Origin of the sequence: Neisseria sp., from assembly GCF_030523955.1 — a bacterium.
Lineage (GTDB): Bacteria > Pseudomonadota > Gammaproteobacteria > Burkholderiales > Neisseriaceae > Neisseria.
On record NZ_JAUNHL010000052.1, the window covers coordinates 1 to 18,813 of the forward strand.

The 18,813-nt window shown below is 49.2% G+C and carries 17 protein-coding genes, 1 tRNA gene, 1 other RNA gene and 1 pseudogene; 9 read left to right on the forward strand and 11 right to left on the reverse strand.

The features are described from left to right. Window positions 1-47: 47 nt before the first annotated feature. The 3 genes from Q4C79_RS10380 to Q4C79_RS10390 form a co-directional block, all read right to left on the reverse strand. Complete coding sequence (locus tag Q4C79_RS10380; RefSeq protein WP_303090948.1) at window positions 48-506, reverse strand: hypothetical protein; 459 nt, start codon at window positions 504-506, stop codon at window positions 48-50. A 47-nt stretch (window positions 507-553) separates the two neighbouring features. Continuing rightward, window positions 554-2,584 (reverse strand): excinuclease ABC subunit UvrB, encoded by a 2,031-nt coding sequence (uvrB, locus tag Q4C79_RS10385; protein ID WP_303090949.1) that lies wholly within the window; start codon window positions 2,582-2,584, stop codon window positions 554-556. A gap of 470 nt (window positions 2,585-3,054) precedes the next feature. Continuing rightward, window positions 3,055-3,921, reverse strand: a complete 867-nt coding sequence (locus Q4C79_RS10390) for an ATP-binding protein (protein WP_303090950.1) — start codon at window positions 3,919-3,921, stop codon at window positions 3,055-3,057. 223 nt (window positions 3,922-4,144) lie between these two features. Here Q4C79_RS10390 and Q4C79_RS10395 point away from each other — a divergent pair, with 223 nt between their 5' ends. Beyond that, window positions 4,145-4,813 carry an OmpA family protein gene (locus Q4C79_RS10395; RefSeq protein ID WP_303090951.1) on the forward strand — a complete coding sequence of 223 codons (669 nt, stop codon included), beginning with the start codon at window positions 4,145-4,147 and terminating at the stop codon, window positions 4,811-4,813. Between the two features lie 234 nt (window positions 4,814-5,047). Here the strand turns inward: Q4C79_RS10395 and Q4C79_RS10400 are convergent, their stop codons facing one another. Both Q4C79_RS10400 and Q4C79_RS10405 read right to left on the reverse strand, forming a co-directional pair. Next, the gene (locus Q4C79_RS10400) at window positions 5,048-5,881 is read right to left on the reverse strand and encodes a ferritin-like domain-containing protein (protein WP_303090963.1); all 834 of its coding nucleotides are present in this window, start codon (window positions 5,879-5,881) and stop codon (window positions 5,048-5,050) included. A gap of 25 nt (window positions 5,882-5,906) precedes the next feature. After that, a complete protein-coding gene (locus Q4C79_RS10405; protein ID WP_303090952.1) occupies window positions 5,907-6,785 on the reverse strand; it encodes a cupin-like domain-containing protein in 879 nt (292 codons plus the stop codon). Window positions 6,786-6,966: 181 nt separating this feature from the next. Between Q4C79_RS10405 and hscB the strand changes: the two genes are divergently transcribed. Continuing rightward, a complete protein-coding gene (gene hscB / locus Q4C79_RS10410; protein WP_303090953.1) occupies window positions 6,967-7,470 on the forward strand; it encodes a Fe-S protein assembly co-chaperone HscB in 504 nt (167 codons plus the stop codon). Window positions 7,471-7,530: 60 nt separating this feature from the next. After that, window positions 7,531-8,178 carry a hypothetical protein gene (locus Q4C79_RS10415; protein WP_303090954.1) on the forward strand — a complete coding sequence of 216 codons (648 nt, stop codon included), beginning with the start codon at window positions 7,531-7,533 and terminating at the stop codon, window positions 8,176-8,178. Between the two features lie 323 nt (window positions 8,179-8,501). Here the strand turns inward: Q4C79_RS10415 and Q4C79_RS10420 are convergent, their stop codons facing one another. From Q4C79_RS10420 to Q4C79_RS10435, 4 genes and pseudogenes are all read right to left on the reverse strand, one after another. Next, window positions 8,502-9,635: a hypothetical protein gene (locus Q4C79_RS10420; RefSeq protein WP_303090955.1), complete on the reverse strand. Its 1,134-nt coding sequence runs from the start codon at window positions 9,633-9,635 to the stop codon at window positions 8,502-8,504. 413 nt (window positions 9,636-10,048) lie between these two features. Beyond that, window positions 10,049-10,491: pseudogene (locus Q4C79_RS10425) on the reverse strand (hypothetical protein). A 317-nt stretch (window positions 10,492-10,808) separates the two neighbouring features. Continuing rightward, window positions 10,809-10,899, reverse strand: a tRNA-Ser gene (locus Q4C79_RS10430). Between the two features lie 168 nt (window positions 10,900-11,067). After that, on the reverse strand, window positions 11,068-11,859 hold the full coding sequence (locus Q4C79_RS10435; protein ID WP_303090964.1) for a DNA ligase: 792 nt from the start codon (window positions 11,857-11,859) through the stop codon (window positions 11,068-11,070). 431 nt (window positions 11,860-12,290) lie between these two features. Between Q4C79_RS10435 and hscA the strand changes: the two genes are divergently transcribed. The 3 genes from hscA to iscX are packed head-to-tail and all read left to right on the forward strand — an operon-like array spanning window position 12,291 to window position 14,742. Continuing rightward, entirely contained in the window at window positions 12,291-14,150 is a 1,860-nt protein-coding gene (gene hscA / locus Q4C79_RS10440; RefSeq protein WP_303090956.1) for a Fe-S protein assembly chaperone HscA, read from the forward strand. Between the two features lie 31 nt (window positions 14,151-14,181). Then, on the forward strand, window positions 14,182-14,523 hold the full coding sequence (gene fdx / locus Q4C79_RS10445) for an ISC system 2Fe-2S type ferredoxin (RefSeq protein WP_303090957.1): 342 nt from the start codon (window positions 14,182-14,184) through the stop codon (window positions 14,521-14,523). A gap of 24 nt (window positions 14,524-14,547) precedes the next feature. Next, a complete protein-coding gene (iscX, locus tag Q4C79_RS10450) occupies window positions 14,548-14,742 on the forward strand; it encodes a Fe-S cluster assembly protein IscX (protein WP_303090958.1) in 195 nt (64 codons plus the stop codon). Between the two features lie 160 nt (window positions 14,743-14,902). Here the strand turns inward: iscX and Q4C79_RS10455 are convergent, their stop codons facing one another. Further along, complete coding sequence (locus tag Q4C79_RS10455; RefSeq protein WP_303090959.1) at window positions 14,903-15,403, reverse strand: DUF1841 family protein; 501 nt, start codon at window positions 15,401-15,403, stop codon at window positions 14,903-14,905. Between the two features lie 103 nt (window positions 15,404-15,506). Between Q4C79_RS10455 and ssrA the strand changes: the two genes are divergently transcribed. Continuing rightward, window positions 15,507-15,869, forward strand: a transfer-messenger RNA (tmRNA) gene (ssrA, locus tag Q4C79_RS10460). A 67-nt stretch (window positions 15,870-15,936) separates the two neighbouring features. Here the strand turns inward: ssrA and Q4C79_RS10465 are convergent. Continuing rightward, complete coding sequence (locus tag Q4C79_RS10465; protein ID WP_303090960.1) at window positions 15,937-16,203, reverse strand: DUF3079 domain-containing protein; 267 nt, start codon at window positions 16,201-16,203, stop codon at window positions 15,937-15,939. A 157-nt stretch (window positions 16,204-16,360) separates the two neighbouring features. On the opposite strand from Q4C79_RS10465, the gene Q4C79_RS10470 reads away from it, so the two are divergent. Further along, window positions 16,361-17,485: an aminotransferase class V-fold PLP-dependent enzyme gene (locus tag Q4C79_RS10470; protein WP_303090961.1), complete on the forward strand. Its 1,125-nt coding sequence runs from the start codon at window positions 16,361-16,363 to the stop codon at window positions 17,483-17,485. 376 nt (window positions 17,486-17,861) lie between these two features. Next, a complete protein-coding gene (locus Q4C79_RS10475) occupies window positions 17,862-18,413 on the forward strand; it encodes a hypothetical protein (RefSeq protein ID WP_303090962.1) in 552 nt (183 codons plus the stop codon). Window positions 18,414-18,813 lie beyond the last annotated feature (400 nt).

Genomic DNA, 18,813 nt, shown 5'->3' on the forward strand with positions numbered 1-18,813 from the left:
TGGGAGATTTTATGACTGCATTGCTACGGAGTTCTTATTTTAATTGACTATACTTTTTCGCTATTGCATAAATGAATCCCACCAGAATTTTCTATATTTTTTTCCTGTTCCGAACTGACAAAAATGAGTGGAATAGTATTATTCCCTGAAACACCAACTTCTTTATGAGGCATACTAAACGAGAAACACATAATTTCTTCATCTTCAAACTTACTATTTTTTAAAATTTGCCGCCATTTTTCAGTTGTTAACTTTGGATTCAGTTCTCCGTTTATCTTGATTGAATCCACAATTGCTAAGCCGGAAGAATAGTTATGTATATAAATACCATGCTGCTTATTCCCATTATTGCTATGCGAAACAATGGCCAAATATGGATAGTGCTCTAATTTTGCTGATTCTGCTTGCAATTTTGCTGATTCATTTGCACGATAGCTAAAAACCAATGCAAATATTGCTATAAATATTGAGATAATGCCTTCCCAATGTTCTTTAATAAATCTCATAATTCATACCTTTAAAATATAAAAATTAAAAACAAGTACACTTATATTCACTCCGCCCCAAACAACAACCCTTCCTTAATCCCCCGAATCTTATCACGAATTACCGCGGCTTCTTCAAACTGCAAATCGCGGGCGGCGGCCTGCATGGCTTTTTCCAAGCGGGCGATTTCTTTAATCGCGTCTTCTTCGGTGTGGATTTCGCCCACTTTCACTTTGCCCTTGCCTTTCAGACGGCCTTTGCCGCTGCCTGCGTCGTCGTGGTACACGCCATCGATAATGTCTTTCACTTTTTTATTGATTTGCTGCGGCACGATGCTGTGCTCTTCATTGAATTTAATCTGTTTTTCGCGGCGGCGTTCGGTTTCGTCGATGGCGGCTTTCATCGAATCGGTGATTTTGTCGGCATAGAGAATCGCTACGCCGTTTACGTTGCGGGCGGCGCGGCCTATGGTTTGGATCAGGCTGCGGTGGCTGCGCAGAAAGCCTTCTTTGTCGGCATCGAGTATGGCTACCAGCGACACTTCGGGGATATCCAAGCCTTCGCGCAGCAGGTTGATGCCGACGAGTACGTCGAACAGGCCGAGGCGCAAATCGCGGATGATTTCGACACGCTCGACGGTGTCGATGTCGCTGTGCAGATAGCGCACTTTGATGCCCAGTTCGCTGTAATAATCGGTGAGCTGTTCGGCCATGCGTTTGGTGAGCGTGGTTACCAGCACGCGCTCGCCTTTGCCGATGCGCTCGTTGATTTCGCTTAATAAGTCGTCCACTTGGGTGGCGACGGGGCGGATGATGATTTGCGGATCGACGAGGCCGGTGGGGCGGACGACTTGCTCGACCACTTGGCCGGCGTGTTCTTCTTCGTATTTGGCGGGGGTGGCGGAAACGAAGATGGTTTGCGGCATGATTTTTTCAAATTCGTGGAATTTGAGCGGGCGGTTGTCGCGTGCGGAAGGCAGTCGGAAGCCGTAGTCGACCAGATTTTGTTTGCGGCTGGCGTCCCCTTTGTACATACCGCCGATTTGGGTAACGGTAACGTGGCTTTCGTCGATAAACATAATGGCGTTGTCGGGCAGATAATCCATCAGGGTGGGCGGCGGTTCGCCTTCTTTTTTGCCGGAAAAGTGGCGCGAGTAGTTTTCGATGCCTTTGCAGAAGCCCATTTCGTAGAGCATTTCCAAATCGAAGCGGGTGCGCTGCTCGATGCGTTGGGTTTCTACGGGGCGGTTTTCTTGGGTGAAAAAAGCGATGCGTTCGCGCAATTCTTCTTTAATCGATTCGCAGGCGCGCAATACGGTGTCGCGCGGGGTAACGTAGTGGCTGCTGGGGAACACGGTGTAGCGGCCGACGCGTTGCAGGCTGCCGCCGGTGAGCGGATCGAAGAGGTCGAGGCGGTCGATTTCGTCATCGAACAGGCTGATGCGCAGGGCGTTGTCGGAGCTTTCGGCGGGGTAAACGTCGATCACGTCGCCGCGCACGCGGAACGAGCCGCGCTTGAAATCCATTTCGCCGCGCTCGTATTGCATGGAAACGAGGGTGGAGATGATGTCGCGCTGGCTGAGCGTGTCGCCTTCTTTTACCGACAGCACCATTTGTTGGTATTCGGTGGGGTCGCCGATGCCGTAAATGGCGGAAACGGTGGCGACGATAATCACGTCGTTGCGCGTCATCAGGTTTTTGGTGGCGGAAAGGCGCATCTGCTCGATGTGTTCGTTAATCGCCGAATCTTTTTCGATAAACAGATCGCGGCTGGGCACATAGGCTTCGGGCTGGTAGTAATCGTAGTAAGACACGAAATATTCCACCGCGTTTTCGGGGAAAAACTCGCGCATCTCGGCATAAAGCTGCGCCGCCAGCGTTTTGTTGTGCGCCATGATGATGGCGGGACGGCCGCTCTGCGCAATCACGTTGGCCATCGTATAAGTTTTGCCCGAGCCGGTTACGCCCAGCAGGGTTTGGTAGGAAAGGCCGTCTGAAAGCCCTTCGAGCAGGCCGGCGATGGCGGTGGGCTGGTCGCCGGCGGGTGGGAAAGGCTGGTGCAGTTTGAAAGGGGATCCGGGATATTCGATAACTTGCATAAGGCGGCCTGTTGATGGATTAGCGGAAAATTCAGATTATAGCAAATGCCTGTCTGAATATTTTTCAGACAGGCATTTATCCACTGCTTTAGCGCGTGTCATCAATACTTGTGCTTGCCCCGATAGGGTCGACCGTTTTGGATCAACTTTGCCAATACGCCGCTTACCTTGTCCGTGTCTCTCATACTAATATTTAAGCACGAGATTTTTCGGTATTTTTTCAAGCCAACGGGGATTACCATGTGTCCGACAATCATTCGTCTTGTTACGGTCTTTATAGGGACGATCGCCTTTTTTATCTGTTTGCCTTTGCTAGCAGCCGTTGCCATTATTATTTTGGTTGCTACCGGTATCCTCTAATCCGGCCAACAGCACAAAGACTGCTGGAAACGGCGGCTTTTGGCTATTTTTCCCGCCTTCAATAAAAATGCCTGTCTGAAAAATATTCAGACAGGCATTTTTATCGCGTACTAATTTTCTGTTCTATCTTCCGGCAAACGGCCGGCCCAATCGCAGGCAAACTGCCAAGCCACGCGGCCGGAACGGCTGCCGCGCATCAGCGACCAGTTCAAAGCCGCTTGGCGGGCGGTTTCGTCAAACGGCAAACCGAAATCTTCCAGCCAGTTTTCCACCGCTTTGAGATAGTCGTTTTGATCGAAAGGATAAAAACTCAGCCATAAACCGAAGCGGTCGGATAAAGATACTTTTTCCTCTACTGCCTCTTTCGGATGCACTTCGCCCCGCTCGCCGGTAACGGCAAGATTTTCGTCCATATATTCCGGCATCAGATGGCGGCGGTTGGAAGTGGCATAAACCAATACGTTATCGCTGCGTTGCGACAAACCGCCGTCCAGCGCGGTTTTCAGCGCTTTGTAACCGTCTTCGCCTTGCTCGAACGATAAATCGTCGCAAAACACAATAAATTTCTCCGGCCGCCCGTTGAGCACGCCCAATAAAAACGGCAAGGTCGCCAAATCGCTTTTATCCACTTCGATCAAACGAAGCCCCTGATCCGCATAATCATGCAAAAGAGCTTTAACCAACGAGGATTTGCCGGTACCGCGCGCGCCGCTCATCAATACGTTATTGGCCGGACGGCCGGCTAAAAACTGCTCGGTATTGCGCACCAACCGCTCAGTTTGCCCGCCAACCGCCGCCAAGCGGTTTAACGGAAATGTGTGTGGCCGCGGCAGGCTTTCCAGAATGCCTTTTTTGCCCACGCTCTGCCAACGGTAGGCCAGCGCCGACCAATCCGGCGCTTTCTGCTCGGGCGGCAATATGGCATCCAAGCGGCGCAATACCGATGCTGCCAGTTTCAAAAATGCTTTCGGTTTCAAAGGAATTCCTTTCAATTTTGTGAAATATGACTGTTTTTCAGACAGGCATATCGGTTGTCCGCTATGATTTTAAGAACCGCTTATCTAGTCTTAACAATTTTTTTCAGGTAATATTTAACAATATTTTAAGATAATACGTGTCGATAGACTATCTACAAAACGGGGACATTTGTGTTTGCTTATGCCATTTTATCTCGCAACTTCATCAGCACAGGAGTTCCTTATGATTTTCAAACCACAAAAAGCACTTGTTGCACTCTCTGCCCTTGCCGTACTCGGCGGCTGCCAATATTCCCGAATTGAAACATTCGATAAATCTGTTCCGCACGGCTGGGAATATGTCGCCATTAAAAATACGCCTAAAACTCAAGCAGCGCCGCCCGTTACACCGCAAGCTCAGGAGCTGAAAAAATATACTTTGGATGCCCAAAGTTTATTTGCTATCGGCAAATCCGATTTGTCGGTAAAAGGCCAGGCTCAAGTGCAAACCGCCGGTGGCGAAATCAGCAACGACCTGCCCAATATCCGTCAAGTAAACGTTATCGGTTATACCGATCCCGTCGGTAATGACTCCGATAATCAGGCCTTGTCACTCGAACGCGCCCAATCGGTAGCAGCCATGCTGCAAAGAAGCGGTGTTCCGGCCGATATTATCCGCACTGAAGGCCGCGGCTCACAAGATTTGGTGGTTTCCGATTGCGCCCTTCGCTTCAAGCGCGATAAAACCGGGCTGGATGCTTGCAATATGCCCAATCGGCGTGTGGTGATTTCGGTAATCGGTATGCAGCCGCAACCGGGCGTACCGACTTATATCAACAGCCACCGCAACGAGAAAGCCGCACCACAGTTACCTTCTCAAATAAAAGAAGAAGTCATTCCCGCTGCTCAATAAAAAAGTGATTTTCGGATACAGGCGCAATGCCTGTCTGAAAAAATAAAGCTGTACCTTATCTATACAAGGTGCAGCTTTTCTTCGAACTATAGCGGATTCACTTAACTTTCGCGAAGGCTCCGCTGCGCCAAAGCGTGAAGAAAACGATTTTGTCTGCCGCTAAAGTGGTAACGACGTAGAGAAAGTTAAGTGAATCCGCTATAAAATATTGGGAAATCCAATTATCTAAGAACATCAAACAGCTATTGGCCGCTGCTGCGTTGACCGCATGCTTTCTTCAAAATTTTCCAACATCGACAGCTCGAAACGACTAAAACCTGCCCGTTCGCGAGCTTCCAAATTCACATAACCGCGAAACACAAACAAGTCATAACGCGCCAACAAATTGCGAAACAGGCTTACCGGCTCCAAACCGCGCACTTGGCATAGATAATGGTACCACCGGTTACCGATTTCCACATGGCCGACTTCATCGCGGTAGATGATATCCAAAACCTCACAAGTAGCCGTATCGTTCTGCTGTGCTACTTTGGCGCGTATACCGGGCGTTACGTCCAATCCGCGTGCTTCGAGCACCCTCGGTACCAGCGCCATCCTTAATAAAGGATCAAAAGCCGTTTTATAGGCCATTTCCCATAAATGGCCGTGCGCTTCAAAATCGCCGTAATCATAGCCGAAATGGCGTAAGCGGTTTCTCATCAGGCTGAAATGTTCGGCTTCTTCCTTGGCCACCGTTATCCAATCAGCAATAAAAGCATCGGGCAAGCAGCGAAAACGATAGGCCGCATCCAGCGCCAGATTGATGGCGTTAAACTCAATGTGGCAAATAGAATGCAAGAGCGCACCGTAACCTTGCGGAGTAGTGATTTTCCGTTGCGCCAAAGCAGAAGGCGCTACCAATTGCGGTTTGGCCGGATGGCCTGCCAAGCGGAAATCCAAAGCTTGGCTGTTGCTGCGTTCAAACGACTCCGAAGCCGCAACCTCAGCCGCCAACTTCGTTACCAACCGGCATTTTTCATCGGCATCATCAGCCAATAAAGCGGCTTCCAACAAAGGATAAGGATTCATCGTCTGCATTTTTCAACCTTAACGCTTAACGCGGCAGCCCCTTAGCAAGCGCTTCATTCGCCCGTTTCACCGCCAAGCCTTCTTTCCATGTCATGTAGCGCTGGCGGTATCGTGCTTTCATCATGTTGTCAAACTTACGTTGTACAGTCAGATTCCACAAACTATGCGCTTTTACCGCCCAACTTTCGTCCCAGGCGCGCAGGGAAAGAGAGAAGGATCCGTCGAGATATTTCATCCAGTGCCACCAGCCGGTAGGCATGAACAAGGTGTCGCCGTATTCGAGGTAACATTCCACGCCTTCTACCCCCTCCAATGCCGGGAAGCGTTCGGTATCGGGCGCTTCCACGCTGTAATCCTCCAGCGCGTAAGTGGCGTAGGGAATGCGGTAGAGCCGCTCTTTCCATTTGTAATCAAACAAAATAATGTGTTTACGGCCGAAATGGGTATGGAAGATATGCGCCATGTCGATGTCGTAATGCAAGAAGGTTTCCGATCCTATACCGCCGAAAAACATGGTCGGGTATTTATCGAGAAAACCACCCATCAAATCTTTGGGAAACACATAATCATTCAGCAATGAAGGCGCGTGTTTGATGGGATCAAACAGGAAAATACGCAAATCGGTAGGTTCGCGCTGTATCAGGTCGATATAATCGCCAAATTTCATTTCGGTAGTAGCCGCATTAATCGGCGCCGCAGGATCAGCTTTGCTGCTGTCATACAGCGGTACCGTAATATCGCCGATGGCTGTTTTCATATAATCCATCGACCATTTTTCATACGCCGGCCAGTTTTTGCTCATGCTTTTAATCACCAGCGGACGGCGCGGTTTAAGATAATATTTGCGGAAATCTTCCTGATTAATGCTGTCGACCACATCAATCGGCGTTAATTTGAAGCCCATAATCTGAATCTTATAAGTGAAAACGGCAAAAGTTGTAATTTTAGTGAAAAACCTGCGGCTGGCAAACTGTTTTTACGCGTTAAAATTAAGGAAATTGTTGCAAAGCCAACCAATTTCTTCTTGCCTATCTGTCGCTTACGCCATACACTACTGTCCGTAATTTTTATACACACATTTTATCATGACGCAGTATTTCGAACTCTTCCAGCTTCCTCCCGCTTTCGATATCGACAACGAAACCATTGAGCAAACTTACCGCCGGCTGGCCGCCCGCTTCCATCCGGATAAATTTGCCGCCGCATCTTCTTTCGAACAAAAACAGGCAGTGATGATGGCCGCCACACTCAACGACGCTTACCGCACATTGATTTCTCCCATCGACCGAGCCGCCTATCTATTAAAAAGTCAGGGAATTGATGCCGATGCACCCGAGCATACCGGATTTGCCCCCGAATTTTTAATGCAGCAAATGGAATGGAGAGAAGCGCTGGAGGATGGCCGCAGCGACGGTAACGAAGCCGCTTTACTTAAATTAGATAAAGAAATTGCTGCCGAACAACAAAACTTGTTTGCCGATCTGGGCCGTGCTTTTGCCTCCCAACAATCGGAAGAAGCGGGGCAGCTCGTACGCCAAGGCCGCTTCCTCAACAAACTGCGCCAAGAAATCAAAGCAGCGCTGCCCTAACGTTTTTTTCAGACAGGCATTCCTGATTTGATTCATTTTCTATTCATATAAACAACCACAATGACATTAGTTAAACGCCTTACCCTGATTAGCCTGCTGTCCTTATTATCACTAAGTGCTTGCCAACCCGCCGCACCCACTGCCAGCCGCAAAGAGAAAATTATTCGTTTTGCCCTCAACCATCCGGTTGCCGCTTGGCGTATCGGCATGAAAAAAAACGATGCCGACAACCTCACCAGCAATGCGGTACGCTTTTCCTTAGCCTTGGGTTTGGATGACACTGTCAATCGCGACGGCCGCGGCACCCAAGTCAATGCCATACGTCATACCCTATGGCAGGCTTCCATTACTTCAATATTCAGCAGCAAACTGGCTAAGTTAGCCGGTGATGCTTATGAGAAAAATAACACGCCTCCCAGCGAGGAGCAAACCGAATTCAACAAACTCTACAATGCCGATGAAAGCACGGATTTGCGCAACAATGCCATCGGCCGCGCCATAGGCGAACAGCATCCGCATACCCCGACCAACGAATTATTGAAACTGATTCTGCAACAATACCACCAACAAGGTTTGTGGCAAATTTTCCCTGTGGAACGAGACGGGAAAACCGTCTATCAAATCCGCCAAACCCGCTTAAGCGATGAAGATTATCAAAAGGCAATGGAAAAACTGGCTGGGTTAGATGCAATCGGTTATCCCAAATAACTTTTCATTCAAACCCGGTTATGACGAAATTGTTGTTAAACAAGCCGTTTCACTATAAAAATGCCTGCCTGAAAACAAGCTTAAGTGTTTCAGCGAAGCTAAAATATTTCAGACAGGCATTTTTTCTTTAAGAGCTATCTTCATTAGAAATTTATTTTTGGCATAAAAAGCGACCATAACCGGAAGTTAATTAAATCCGCTATAGTAGATCTACTTCACTTTTGCTATAGCCTTATGCAATCTACTAAATCATCAGACAGCCATAAAAAATGCCTGTCTGAAACCTTCAGACAGGCATTCTTCTGTCAACCGAACCAGCAGAATTAAAATTTATATTCCACTTGGGCACGCCAAACATTGACATCTTGTTTCTCAGTGCCCACTGTCGGGTTAACCTGTTTTCCAGCTAAGTAGAAAGCACCCAGTTTCAAGTTTTTCAATAAAACATAATCGGCACCTACTTGGAAGCCTTTCACGTTTTTGCTGTAGTCATTTACCGAAGAAATACCGGACATCGCACCCACATTACGGTAATTCACATAAACGTCATAAGAGTTGCGCACGTTCCAATCAGCATTTTTATATTTCACTTCTGCAAAAACACCGTGCTTCTGAACATCATCACCCGCACTGTCTTTCACATCCAAATTGGAACGGCTATAGGCTGCCATCACGGTTACGTCGTCAATCGGTTTGAAATCAAAACCAATTTCACCGAAACTTGCGTGGTCACGGTTACCTTGGTTGTTCACATTATTAACAAAAACGTAAGTACCGCCAATATGGGCGCGATCGTTAGCCAGCGGCAACACCGATTGTACCGCATAAATACCGGATTTATGAGCTTCCACCCCCCAAGGGTTGTCGTTGAAATGCTTGGTAACAAGGCCTGCCGATACTTTGGTCGGATATTTGTAATCAAAGAATAATTCAGCACCGGTAATTTCGTTATCCAATACGCGACCGTAAGAAGAGAAGGCACCAAATTTACCCACTCGCGCCTTTACTTTGTCATAAACCGTACCGCCTGCCCACAATTTGGTCATGTTCACACCACGCTCCCCATTGCGGCTGAAATCTTCCAAGTTAATTTGCGATTCCAATTGCGAGGTTACACGCCAATCTTTATATACGCGCAAAGACGGGAAAACTTCAATATTAAAATGGCTGACAGTATCACTAGGCTGATCGGCTTGACCGGCGTAAGAGCTCGCAGTATCGCCGCCATCCACACGCACACGCGCCGCACCGGTCATTTTGAAGCGGCCATATTCAATCAGCGCCTCATCGGTACGGACGGTGTCTGCTCCCGAGTTAACATAATCTTGTGCCACTGCCTTGCCGGCAGTCTGTTTATCCATATTGATATTAAGACTTTCGGCGTTATCAGCCGCCCAAACTGCAGGGGCAGTAAACAAAGTGGTAATAATTAAAGGCAGCATTTTTTTAGTATTCATGAAGGTATCTCCAAAATTTGTAGAGGTCGAACAGTTCAATTACTTAATAAAATCAAGAATATATCTTGATTTGATTGGCTTTCAACCATTTTAATGATGAGCCACTTATTTTTCTTTTAAATTCCCCAAATATCAAAACTAGTTAGCAATCAATTAATTTTAGTAATTTTTTGCAATCAAGTTGCCGGAAGCTTAATAATTCCACCAAATTTCGTCAAGAATATTTGTTATTTCTTTGGATCCATCTCGCCATATCATTCTAATTGACGCAAAAAAACGACATAAATTCTTATTTATCAACATTCAAGCATGTATGTATCGATTTTCATGCATAAATTATTTTTATCAAACCAATTACACCATGTAAAGAGCAGTAAAGCCAATCAATGATTTGGGAGTCCCAGAAGCAAAATTTATTTTAAAGGATCTTCCCGCAATATTTTCAATGGCACACTTTATACAGATCATCATGTCGGTGGTTGAAGCGAAAACCGGTGTTTCTTTATAAATGCAAGTAAAAGCATATGCTTCGGCACCCCGTTAAATTGCACCAAGCGATGCTTTTGGTATGCTCCAAAGGATTCGATGCCGTGGGATATGTTGCATACCTCGGGTAAACTCATTACCGCCGTGATGTACTCTCTGCAGTGCCGTAGAAAGGCGTGTGCTGTTCGCATTCGTCAGCCAAACGCCGACGCACTTCAGGTACAGGCTGTTGAGGCTTCTGGCACTGATTCCTGCCAGCTTGGCAATATCGGAAGTGGTTAAATCTAAGGTGAAAGAAAAGCCGCAGGAGCTGACGAAATTTGTGCTAGGTAATTTTACTGCACTTTTGATACTTATTTTTTAATTTTATTTCAGAAGCTTATCACTATATTTGGTGATTTTGCTTCCTAAGCCCTTGGGATAAAAAGCTTGTAGATAGAAGAACACTATTATTATGCGTAAACAATCCAATCTTTTCCTACACCGAAGCAGCCGAAACGGTACTTTATCGTTTCCGCTATTGGTTTTGAAAAGTGGTTTTGCAAAGGCCTCTAAAATTAGTATATTGCTCTAACTTGCGAAGCGGCCACAAAAAAAGCCAGTAATCAATCACTGGCTTTTTTCTGGTACATACAATATTTACAACCTAGAAATTAATTATAAATATCAATTTTTTACAATTAAATCTGGCGGAAAGGAAGGGATTCGAACCCTCGATACGCTATTAACGTATACACGCTTTCCAGGCGTGCGACTTCAACCACTCATCCACCTTTCCTTGAACGAAAAATTATATGATAGTTTACCGATTCAGGCAAGGCCATAGCTCTATTTTATAGCGGATTAACTTAACTTTCGCTACGGCGTTGCTGCACCTTGCCGTACTATTTGTACTGTCTGTGGCTTGCTGCCTTGTATCGAAAATTAATTAAATCCGCTATATATTTCAGCGATCACTACGTATTCTTAGATAAGTAGCAAACCTCGGCAGACCTTTTTCAGTAAAACCGCGATGCCGATAAGTAATAATGCTACCGATAGGTGGCGGATTATTCCTGTCTGCATCTTTAAAACCACTGCCGATTTTAAAATCGCCATTTTCATTGCGGCAACTTATCGCTCCCAACTTTCCGGCATATTTACCTTTACCCTCATGATGCTTTGTCACCGTACATTCGGCATCTTGCTGCGGCTTTAATTTTAGATAATCGCTACTGCGGCCACCGGCATAGGGGGGCTCGGGATTGCGCAAGATAACTCCCTCCCCGCCTTCACCCACAATTTTATTCAGATAGGCTTCTGCTTCGGAGGTTTCTTTGATGGGAATTTGCGGAATCACTACTATATTGGCAGGAAACAGCGCAATGCGTTGCTCTATAACCGCCAAGCGTTCATCCAAACGACCGGCTGCTTTAGGAACGTCAAATACATGCAGTTTAATACCTGCCCAGTCACCATTACTTTTACGTACAGTAGCTGAGATATATTCAAAATCACCGCGTTTGCTGTATAACTCGCCATCCAAAGGATAAGGCGGGAAATTATGGGTAAAATCAGCGGGCGGCGTAAACGGATAGCCTTGTCGGCTGATTAATTGTTTGCCATCCCAATAAGCACGCACACCGTCAAGCTTTTCGCTCATTAGCCAGCCTTTTATGTTTTGCTGACGATATTCTTTCGCTAGCATAATGGATGGAGCAGCCAAGCAAACCATCGGAAGCCAGCAGATACTTATTATCAACAGTTTCACGTTTTTCCCCTTCTTATTAATTTTCTAATTTATAGTATCTTATTTTATTAAACATCTTGCAATCTTTCTATTTAATGTTTCCCCCATTCTAAAACTTGCTATTTTGGCCGCCCGAATGACACTCAAGCTTCAATATTCAGCTTATTCATAAATTCAAAGACACTATAGATAAAACCTATTAATTAGACTATTTTTATTTTAAATATAGTAAGGTCTATTCACCCAAAATACCCAACACCGCCGTTGCGTTGCGTCAACAAACCTAAGATAAGCAATTGATGATGCCAGGCTCACCGTCTATTTCTTCCCCTCTCTTCTTTTAGTTCAAACCATCCTATTTAAATCCTACTAATTTACTCAACAATCGCCCTCTGCTAAAATGCGGACGATAAAAATTAACCTCTAAGGCAACACCCACTATGGCACTTTTGCAAATCGCCGAACCCGGCTTATCAGCCGCTCCCCACCAACACCGTTTAGCCGTCGGCATCGATTTGGGCACGACCAACAGCCTGATTGCTACGGTAAAAAGCGGCAGTGCCGTGTGCATTGCCGACCAACAAGAACGGGTATTGCTGCCTTCTGTGGTGCGTTATTGTGAAAAAGGCCGCATCGAAACCGGTTACGACGCTTTGCGTGCTCAGAAAATCGATCCTCTCAACACCATCAGCTCGGCCAAACGTCTAATCGGTCGAAAACTGGAGGACATTCCGGCCGCCCAGTTGCCTTATCGCTTTGGAGACAACGGGCGCATCATCGAATTACAAACCCGCCAAGGCGCAAAAACGCCGATTGAGGTTTCCGCCGAAATCCTGCGCACCCTCAAAGAACGTGCTGAACATGCGCTCGGCGGCGATCTTGTCGGCGCAGTGATTACCGTACCTGCCTATTTCGACGACGCCCAGCGTCAAGCCACCAAAGATGCCGCCCGGTTGGCCGGTTTGAACGTATTGCGCCTGCTCAACGAGCCGACCGCCGCCGCCATCGCCTACGGTTTGGACAACGCATCCGAAGGCACGTTTGTGGTGTACGACCTCGGCGGCGGCACCTTCGACGTATCCGTACTGCAATTATCCAAAGGCCTGTTTGAAGTAAAAGCCACCGGCGGCAACAGCGCCTTGGGCGGCGACGATTTCGACCACCGCCTGTTCTGCCACTTGCTCGAACAAAACCAGCTCTCTCAGCTCAACGAGCAAGACAGCCAATTGTTGCTCAGCCTCGCCCGCGCCGCCAAAGAATCGTTAACCACCGACAACAGCAGCACCATCCAAACTACGCTGTCCGACGGCCGAGAAATCAGCTATACCGTTACCCGCCAAGAATTCCAAAACCTTACCCAACATTTGGTCGCCAAAACCATCGAGCCGGTGAAGCAGGCGCTGAAAGACGCGGGCGTAGGCAAAGCCGATATTAAAGGCGTGATTATGGTGGGCGGTGCCACCCGTATGCCGCAAGTACAGCAGGCAGTCGCCACCTTCTTCGGCCAAACGCCACTCAATAACCTCAATCCCGATCAAGTCGTCGCTTTAGGCGCCGCCATGCAGGCCAATGTGCTGGCCGGCAATAAAAATGATGACGAATGGTTACTACTGGATGTGACCCCTTTGTCGCTAGGCCTTGAAACCTATGGAGGATTGGTGGAAAAAATCATCCCCCGCAACAGCACACTGCCCACTGCCCGCGCGCAGGAATTCACCACCTTTAAAGATGGCCAAACCGCCATGACCATCCATGTGGTACAAGGCGAGCGCGAATTGGTGGCGGATTGCCGCAGCCTTGCAAAATTCACCTTACGCGGCATTCCGCCGATGGTGGCCGGTGCTGCACGCATCCTGGTTACCTTCCAAGTGGATGCCGACGGATTGTTATCGGTGTCGGCACGCGAACAGTCTACCGGCGTGCAGGCTCAGATTGAAGTCAAACCCTCTTACGGTTTGGACGACGACACCATTACCCGTATGCTGAAAGAAAGCATGTCCAACGCCTCGGACGACATGGCCGCACGCGCACGCGCCGAAGCAACCGTAGAGGCCGAGGGCTTGATAGCCGCGGTTAAAACCGCACTGGAATTAGACAGCGATTTATTAACCGAAAGCGAATTACAAAACATTCAGGCCGCCATTTTTGCCGTCGAACAAACCGTTCAGACAGGCATGGCTGCAGATGAAATCCGCCAAGCCGTAGCCACCTTGGGCACTGCTACCGATGATTTTGCCGGCAAACGGATGAACCGCAATATTCAGCGTGCGCTTACCGGCCAGAAAATTGAAGAGATTTAAACAAAAATACGGATACGAAACAGGAACACACATGCCGAAAATTACCATCCTCCCCCATGCCGTTCTATGCCCCGAAGGCACCGTTATTGAAAACGCTCCCGTAGGCGAGAGCATTTTAGATGTCTTATTGGATCATGATATCGACGTCGAACACGCCTGCGAAAAATCCTGCGCCTGCACCACTTGCCACGTAATTGTACGCAAAGGCTTCGACAGCTTGGAGGAGCCCAGCGAAATTGAAGAAGACCTGCTCGACCAAGCTTGGGGCTTGGAAGCCGACTCACGCTTAAGCTGCCAGGCCATTGTGGCCGATGAAGATTTGGTGGTGGAAATTCCCAAATACACCATCAACCATGCACGTGAGCATCACTAAATCCGACCAACCAAGGAACACATCATGAAATGGACAGACACCCAACGTATCGCCGAAGAGTTGTACGACAACCACCCCGATATCGACCCGAAAACCATCCGTTTCACCCAATTGCGCGAACTCATTCTCGCTCTGCCCGATTTCGACGATGACCCCGCCCGCAGCGGCGAGAAAATCCTCGAGGCCGTGCAACAAGCTTGGATTAACGAAGCGGAATAAACAAATGCCTGTCTGAAAAAGTCATACCGATTAAATCGATCTATATTTTTTCAGACAGGCATTAATCACAATCCAACAACCAAACTATTGTTCTGATGCCACTTTTGCCTTGTGGCAAAAATAAATTTTTCCGTATAGCAGCCGCCTTGCAACAAAACAATTAGCGGCCGCTGATTTTATCCGACAAACCAACCTCATGCGGATTGATGCGGGCATCATCCTCCTGCCCCAAGCCTACCAGCTTGCGCAAGCGCGTCATATAAGCGTTCACATCCAAGCCGCGGCCAAAACGCTGCGCTTCCCAAATGGTTTCCGCTAACGCCTCCATCATATCGTGTTCCGCTTTCACCCAATCACCGTTATAACGGGCGCACAACTGCTCGTGAATGGCGCGGATGCCCGGCGGCTGGTCGATAGCTACCTGTTCCTGTATCGAAAGATGCAGCGACATATGCAAAAACGGATTACTCTCGCCCTCTTCCGGCGTCCAGTTTTTATCCAGATAATCTTCGATATTTTCCAGATAACGCCCATACTCAGGATGTGCCTCGATAATGCGCAAAGCCTTCTGCTGCAAAGCATCCAGCTGCAAAGGTGCCAAACGCTTTTGCCAGACATCGGCGAAAAAACGGCGCACATCATGCGTATTAACGTCGTACATAAACCATCCCTCTTGATTGTTTTGTTTTCAGACAGGCATTATACCCGCAAACGGCAAACTGGCAATTTAACGCCCTTTGGCGTATAATCAGCTCTTGCTATCTGGGGGCGACCTTGGTTTCGACGGGGGTTGCGAAGCAGATGCGGGCATACCGGGGTCTCAGATTCCCGTAAAACACTGAATCTAAATAGTCGCAAACGACGAAACTTACGCACTGGCCGCTTAAGGCCTGCCGTTGCAACAGTTGGCCGATGGGCTGTGTAGGGTAACACCTACGGCAACGTCAATTACATTGGCTGGTTTCGTGCCGGGTTACTTGGTACGGAATAAGATTTAAGGTAACTGGTTTCCCGCGAGCCTGTCTGCCGGCGCAAGGGGAATAAGATTTTAAGTAGACACGACTAAGTATGTAGAACGCTTTGTAGAGGACTTTCGGACGGGGGTTCGATTCCCCCCGCCTCCACCAGACACAAGAGCAAAGGCTGCCTGAAAATATTCAGGCAGCCTTTTGTTTTGCCCATAACGCATACTCCCTAATCCGCCTTGCGTTTCAAGCCCAGGCGGATATGCGGTTTGGCCGGTTTGGCCGTTGTTTTCAATCCCAGTTCCAGCAACTGCGCCTCGCTCAACAAATTGCTCCAGTCGCCTTGCCGGAACCATTCGTCTCCGGCCAACTCGCACGGATGCTGGATGCGCTCGCAACCGTTGCCGCATTGCAAATCGTCTGCACGACAGTATTTGTCGCATCCCCAGCAAATACGTTCCGGATTTTTGGGGTGGATGGGAAATTTTTTGGCCACGTTCTGCTCCTGTATCCCCGGCCGCCATCGGGCCGTTGCGGCGCTATGTTTCATATCTGCCGCCAGACGTATTGTAGCGCTCCCACGCATATTCCGTCTGCTGCGCATTCTGCTAAAATCGCGCCCGTTCCCACCTTAAGAACACAAGGAGATTCTGATGAGCGGATTGCATGCCCATATCGACCCCGACGGTTTGCTGGAATATTCCGTGGTTTATACCGACCGCGCGCTGAACCATATGTCGGCCCGTTTCCAAACGGCCATGCGCGATTTGAGCGCCCTGCTCAAGCGCGTGTACCACGCCGAGGCGGCGGTGATTGTACCCGGCAGCGGCACCTATGCCATGGAAGCCGTGGCGCGCCAGCTGGTGCAGGGACAGCGCTGCCTGGTGGTGCGCAACGGCTTTTTCAGTTTCCGCTGGTCGCAGATTTTGGAAACCGGCCGCCTGAGCAAAGACATTGTGGTGATGCAGGCCGCACAGCCGACTCCCGGCCCGCAGCAGCCTTTCGCCCCGGCGCCGATTGCCGAGGTGGAGGCCGCCATTGCCGCACACAAACCGGCACTGGTGTTTGCGCCGCATGTGGAAACCGCCTCCGGCATGATATTGCCCGAAGACTATATCCGCCGCCTGGCCGATGCTGCCCATGCCGTGGGCGCTTTGCTGGTCATAGACTGCATCGCCTCCGGCGCGGTGTGGCTGGACATGGCCGCTTTGGGCATCGATGTGCTGATCAGCGCGCCGCAAAAAGGCTGGAGCGCCTCGCCCTGCTGCGGCATGGTGATGCTCAATGCCGTGGCGCTGGAACGCGTGCGCGCCACCCGTTCCGACAGCTTTGCCTGCGACCTGCTCAAATGGCTGACGATTATGGAAGCCTATGAAAACGGCGGCCATGCCTACCACGCCACCATGCCCACCGATGCCCTTATCGGCTTGCGCGATGCCATGCAGGAAGCCGAGGCGGCGGGCTTTGAAAACCTGAAAGAGGCGCAATGGGAATTGGGCCGCCGCGTGCGCGCCCTCTTGGCCGAACACGGTTTTGCCAGCGTGGCGGCGGCGGACTTTGCCGCGCCGGGTGTGGTGGTGAGCTATACCGACCGCGCCGACATCCAAAACGGCAAGGCCTTTGCCGCGCAGGGCCTGCAGATTGCCGCCGGTGTGCCTTTGCAGGTGGGCGAAGGCGCCGATTTCCAAAGCTTCCGCATTGGTCTGTTTGGTTTGGACAAGCTGCAAAACATCGACCGTACGGTGGACGCTTTGCGCGCGGCGCTGGCGCAGTTGTAATACCTGTTTGCAGTTGTAATACCCATTCAAATACACCAAGCCGATATTGCCTTATCACGCGTATGCGCTTGAGCAAGATCCTGCGACTGCGCACAGGATGACCGTAACCCGTCATTCTGCGTGCAGCGTAGTGAAGTCGCAGAATCTCTGTCGTGTTTTCAGGCAGCCTATGATGGCTGTGGGTTTCATTTTTAAATGGGTATCCATCATCAATCACAGATAAGCCGATGGTTTATCCATCGGCTTATAGTCGAATAAAATAAGAACGAGACAAGGCAGCAAGCCGCAGACAGTACAAATAGTACGGCAAGGCGCAGCAACGCCGTATCGTTCTTATTTTAAATGACTATATCCGAACACAATACAGGAGGCGAATATGAGCACCACCTATCCACTGTTTACCCAATCTGTTTTCCGACAATTGCAGCAACAGGCATGTGAGCATGATGTGGCGGCCATCGCGGTTTTGCCGGGACAAAGCAGCCGCTGGCTGCAAGACCGCCAACGCTTGAAAGCCTATTTGGAGCACCGCCGCTACGAGGTGTGGAGCCTGGAAGCCGGGCAGGATGTATTTTTCGTGGTTCTTAACCGCCTGCACGACCCTGCTTTCCGTACCACGCTGGTGCGTTTGGGCCGCTATGTTCACGCGCCGTGTGTGTTGTTGATGGAACAAGGCGGCGAAAGCTGCTACACCGTTTGCACCGATATGCAGCATGGCGGCCGCATCCGCCCGGTCAAACCCGATTATCTGGGCACCTATTTCCAACGCGTTTATGCCGATGGCGGTTTCAATATCACCCTCACCCGCTTGGCCCAAACCCAGACCGAGCACGAGCTGGCCAATGGTGTGATGGGCAAGCATGCGCTGCATGCACAGATGTTGGCGCTGGATCAGGAACTGGCGGCAGTGGAGATTGCAGTTGCGTAGCTTGGGTCGCCAGGCCCAACGTTTTCAGAGGTTTTTACAAGTGTTGGGTCCAACGACTCAACCTACGAGCTACTGAACACACAACTTATGCCGCCTTGTAGTGTACATTACGCCACCTTGCACATTGCGCTTCATGGCCGCGGTTGCAGGTTTGCTGCGCAAACTGCCCTCTCTGCGCACGGTTTTTCGGGCGGGCAAAAAACTCGCAGCTGCGCTGCTCAAACAGCTTTGCCCTTTCTCCCCGAAAAACCGCGCTCCGTTCGGCTGCGCCAGCGGATAGGGCTGTAGCCGTAAACCTATTGGAATTAAAGTATAAATGCCTGTACCGAAAAACCTATAGTCGACTAAAATAAGAACGAGACAAGGCAGCAAGCCGCAGACAGTACAAGTAGTACGGCAA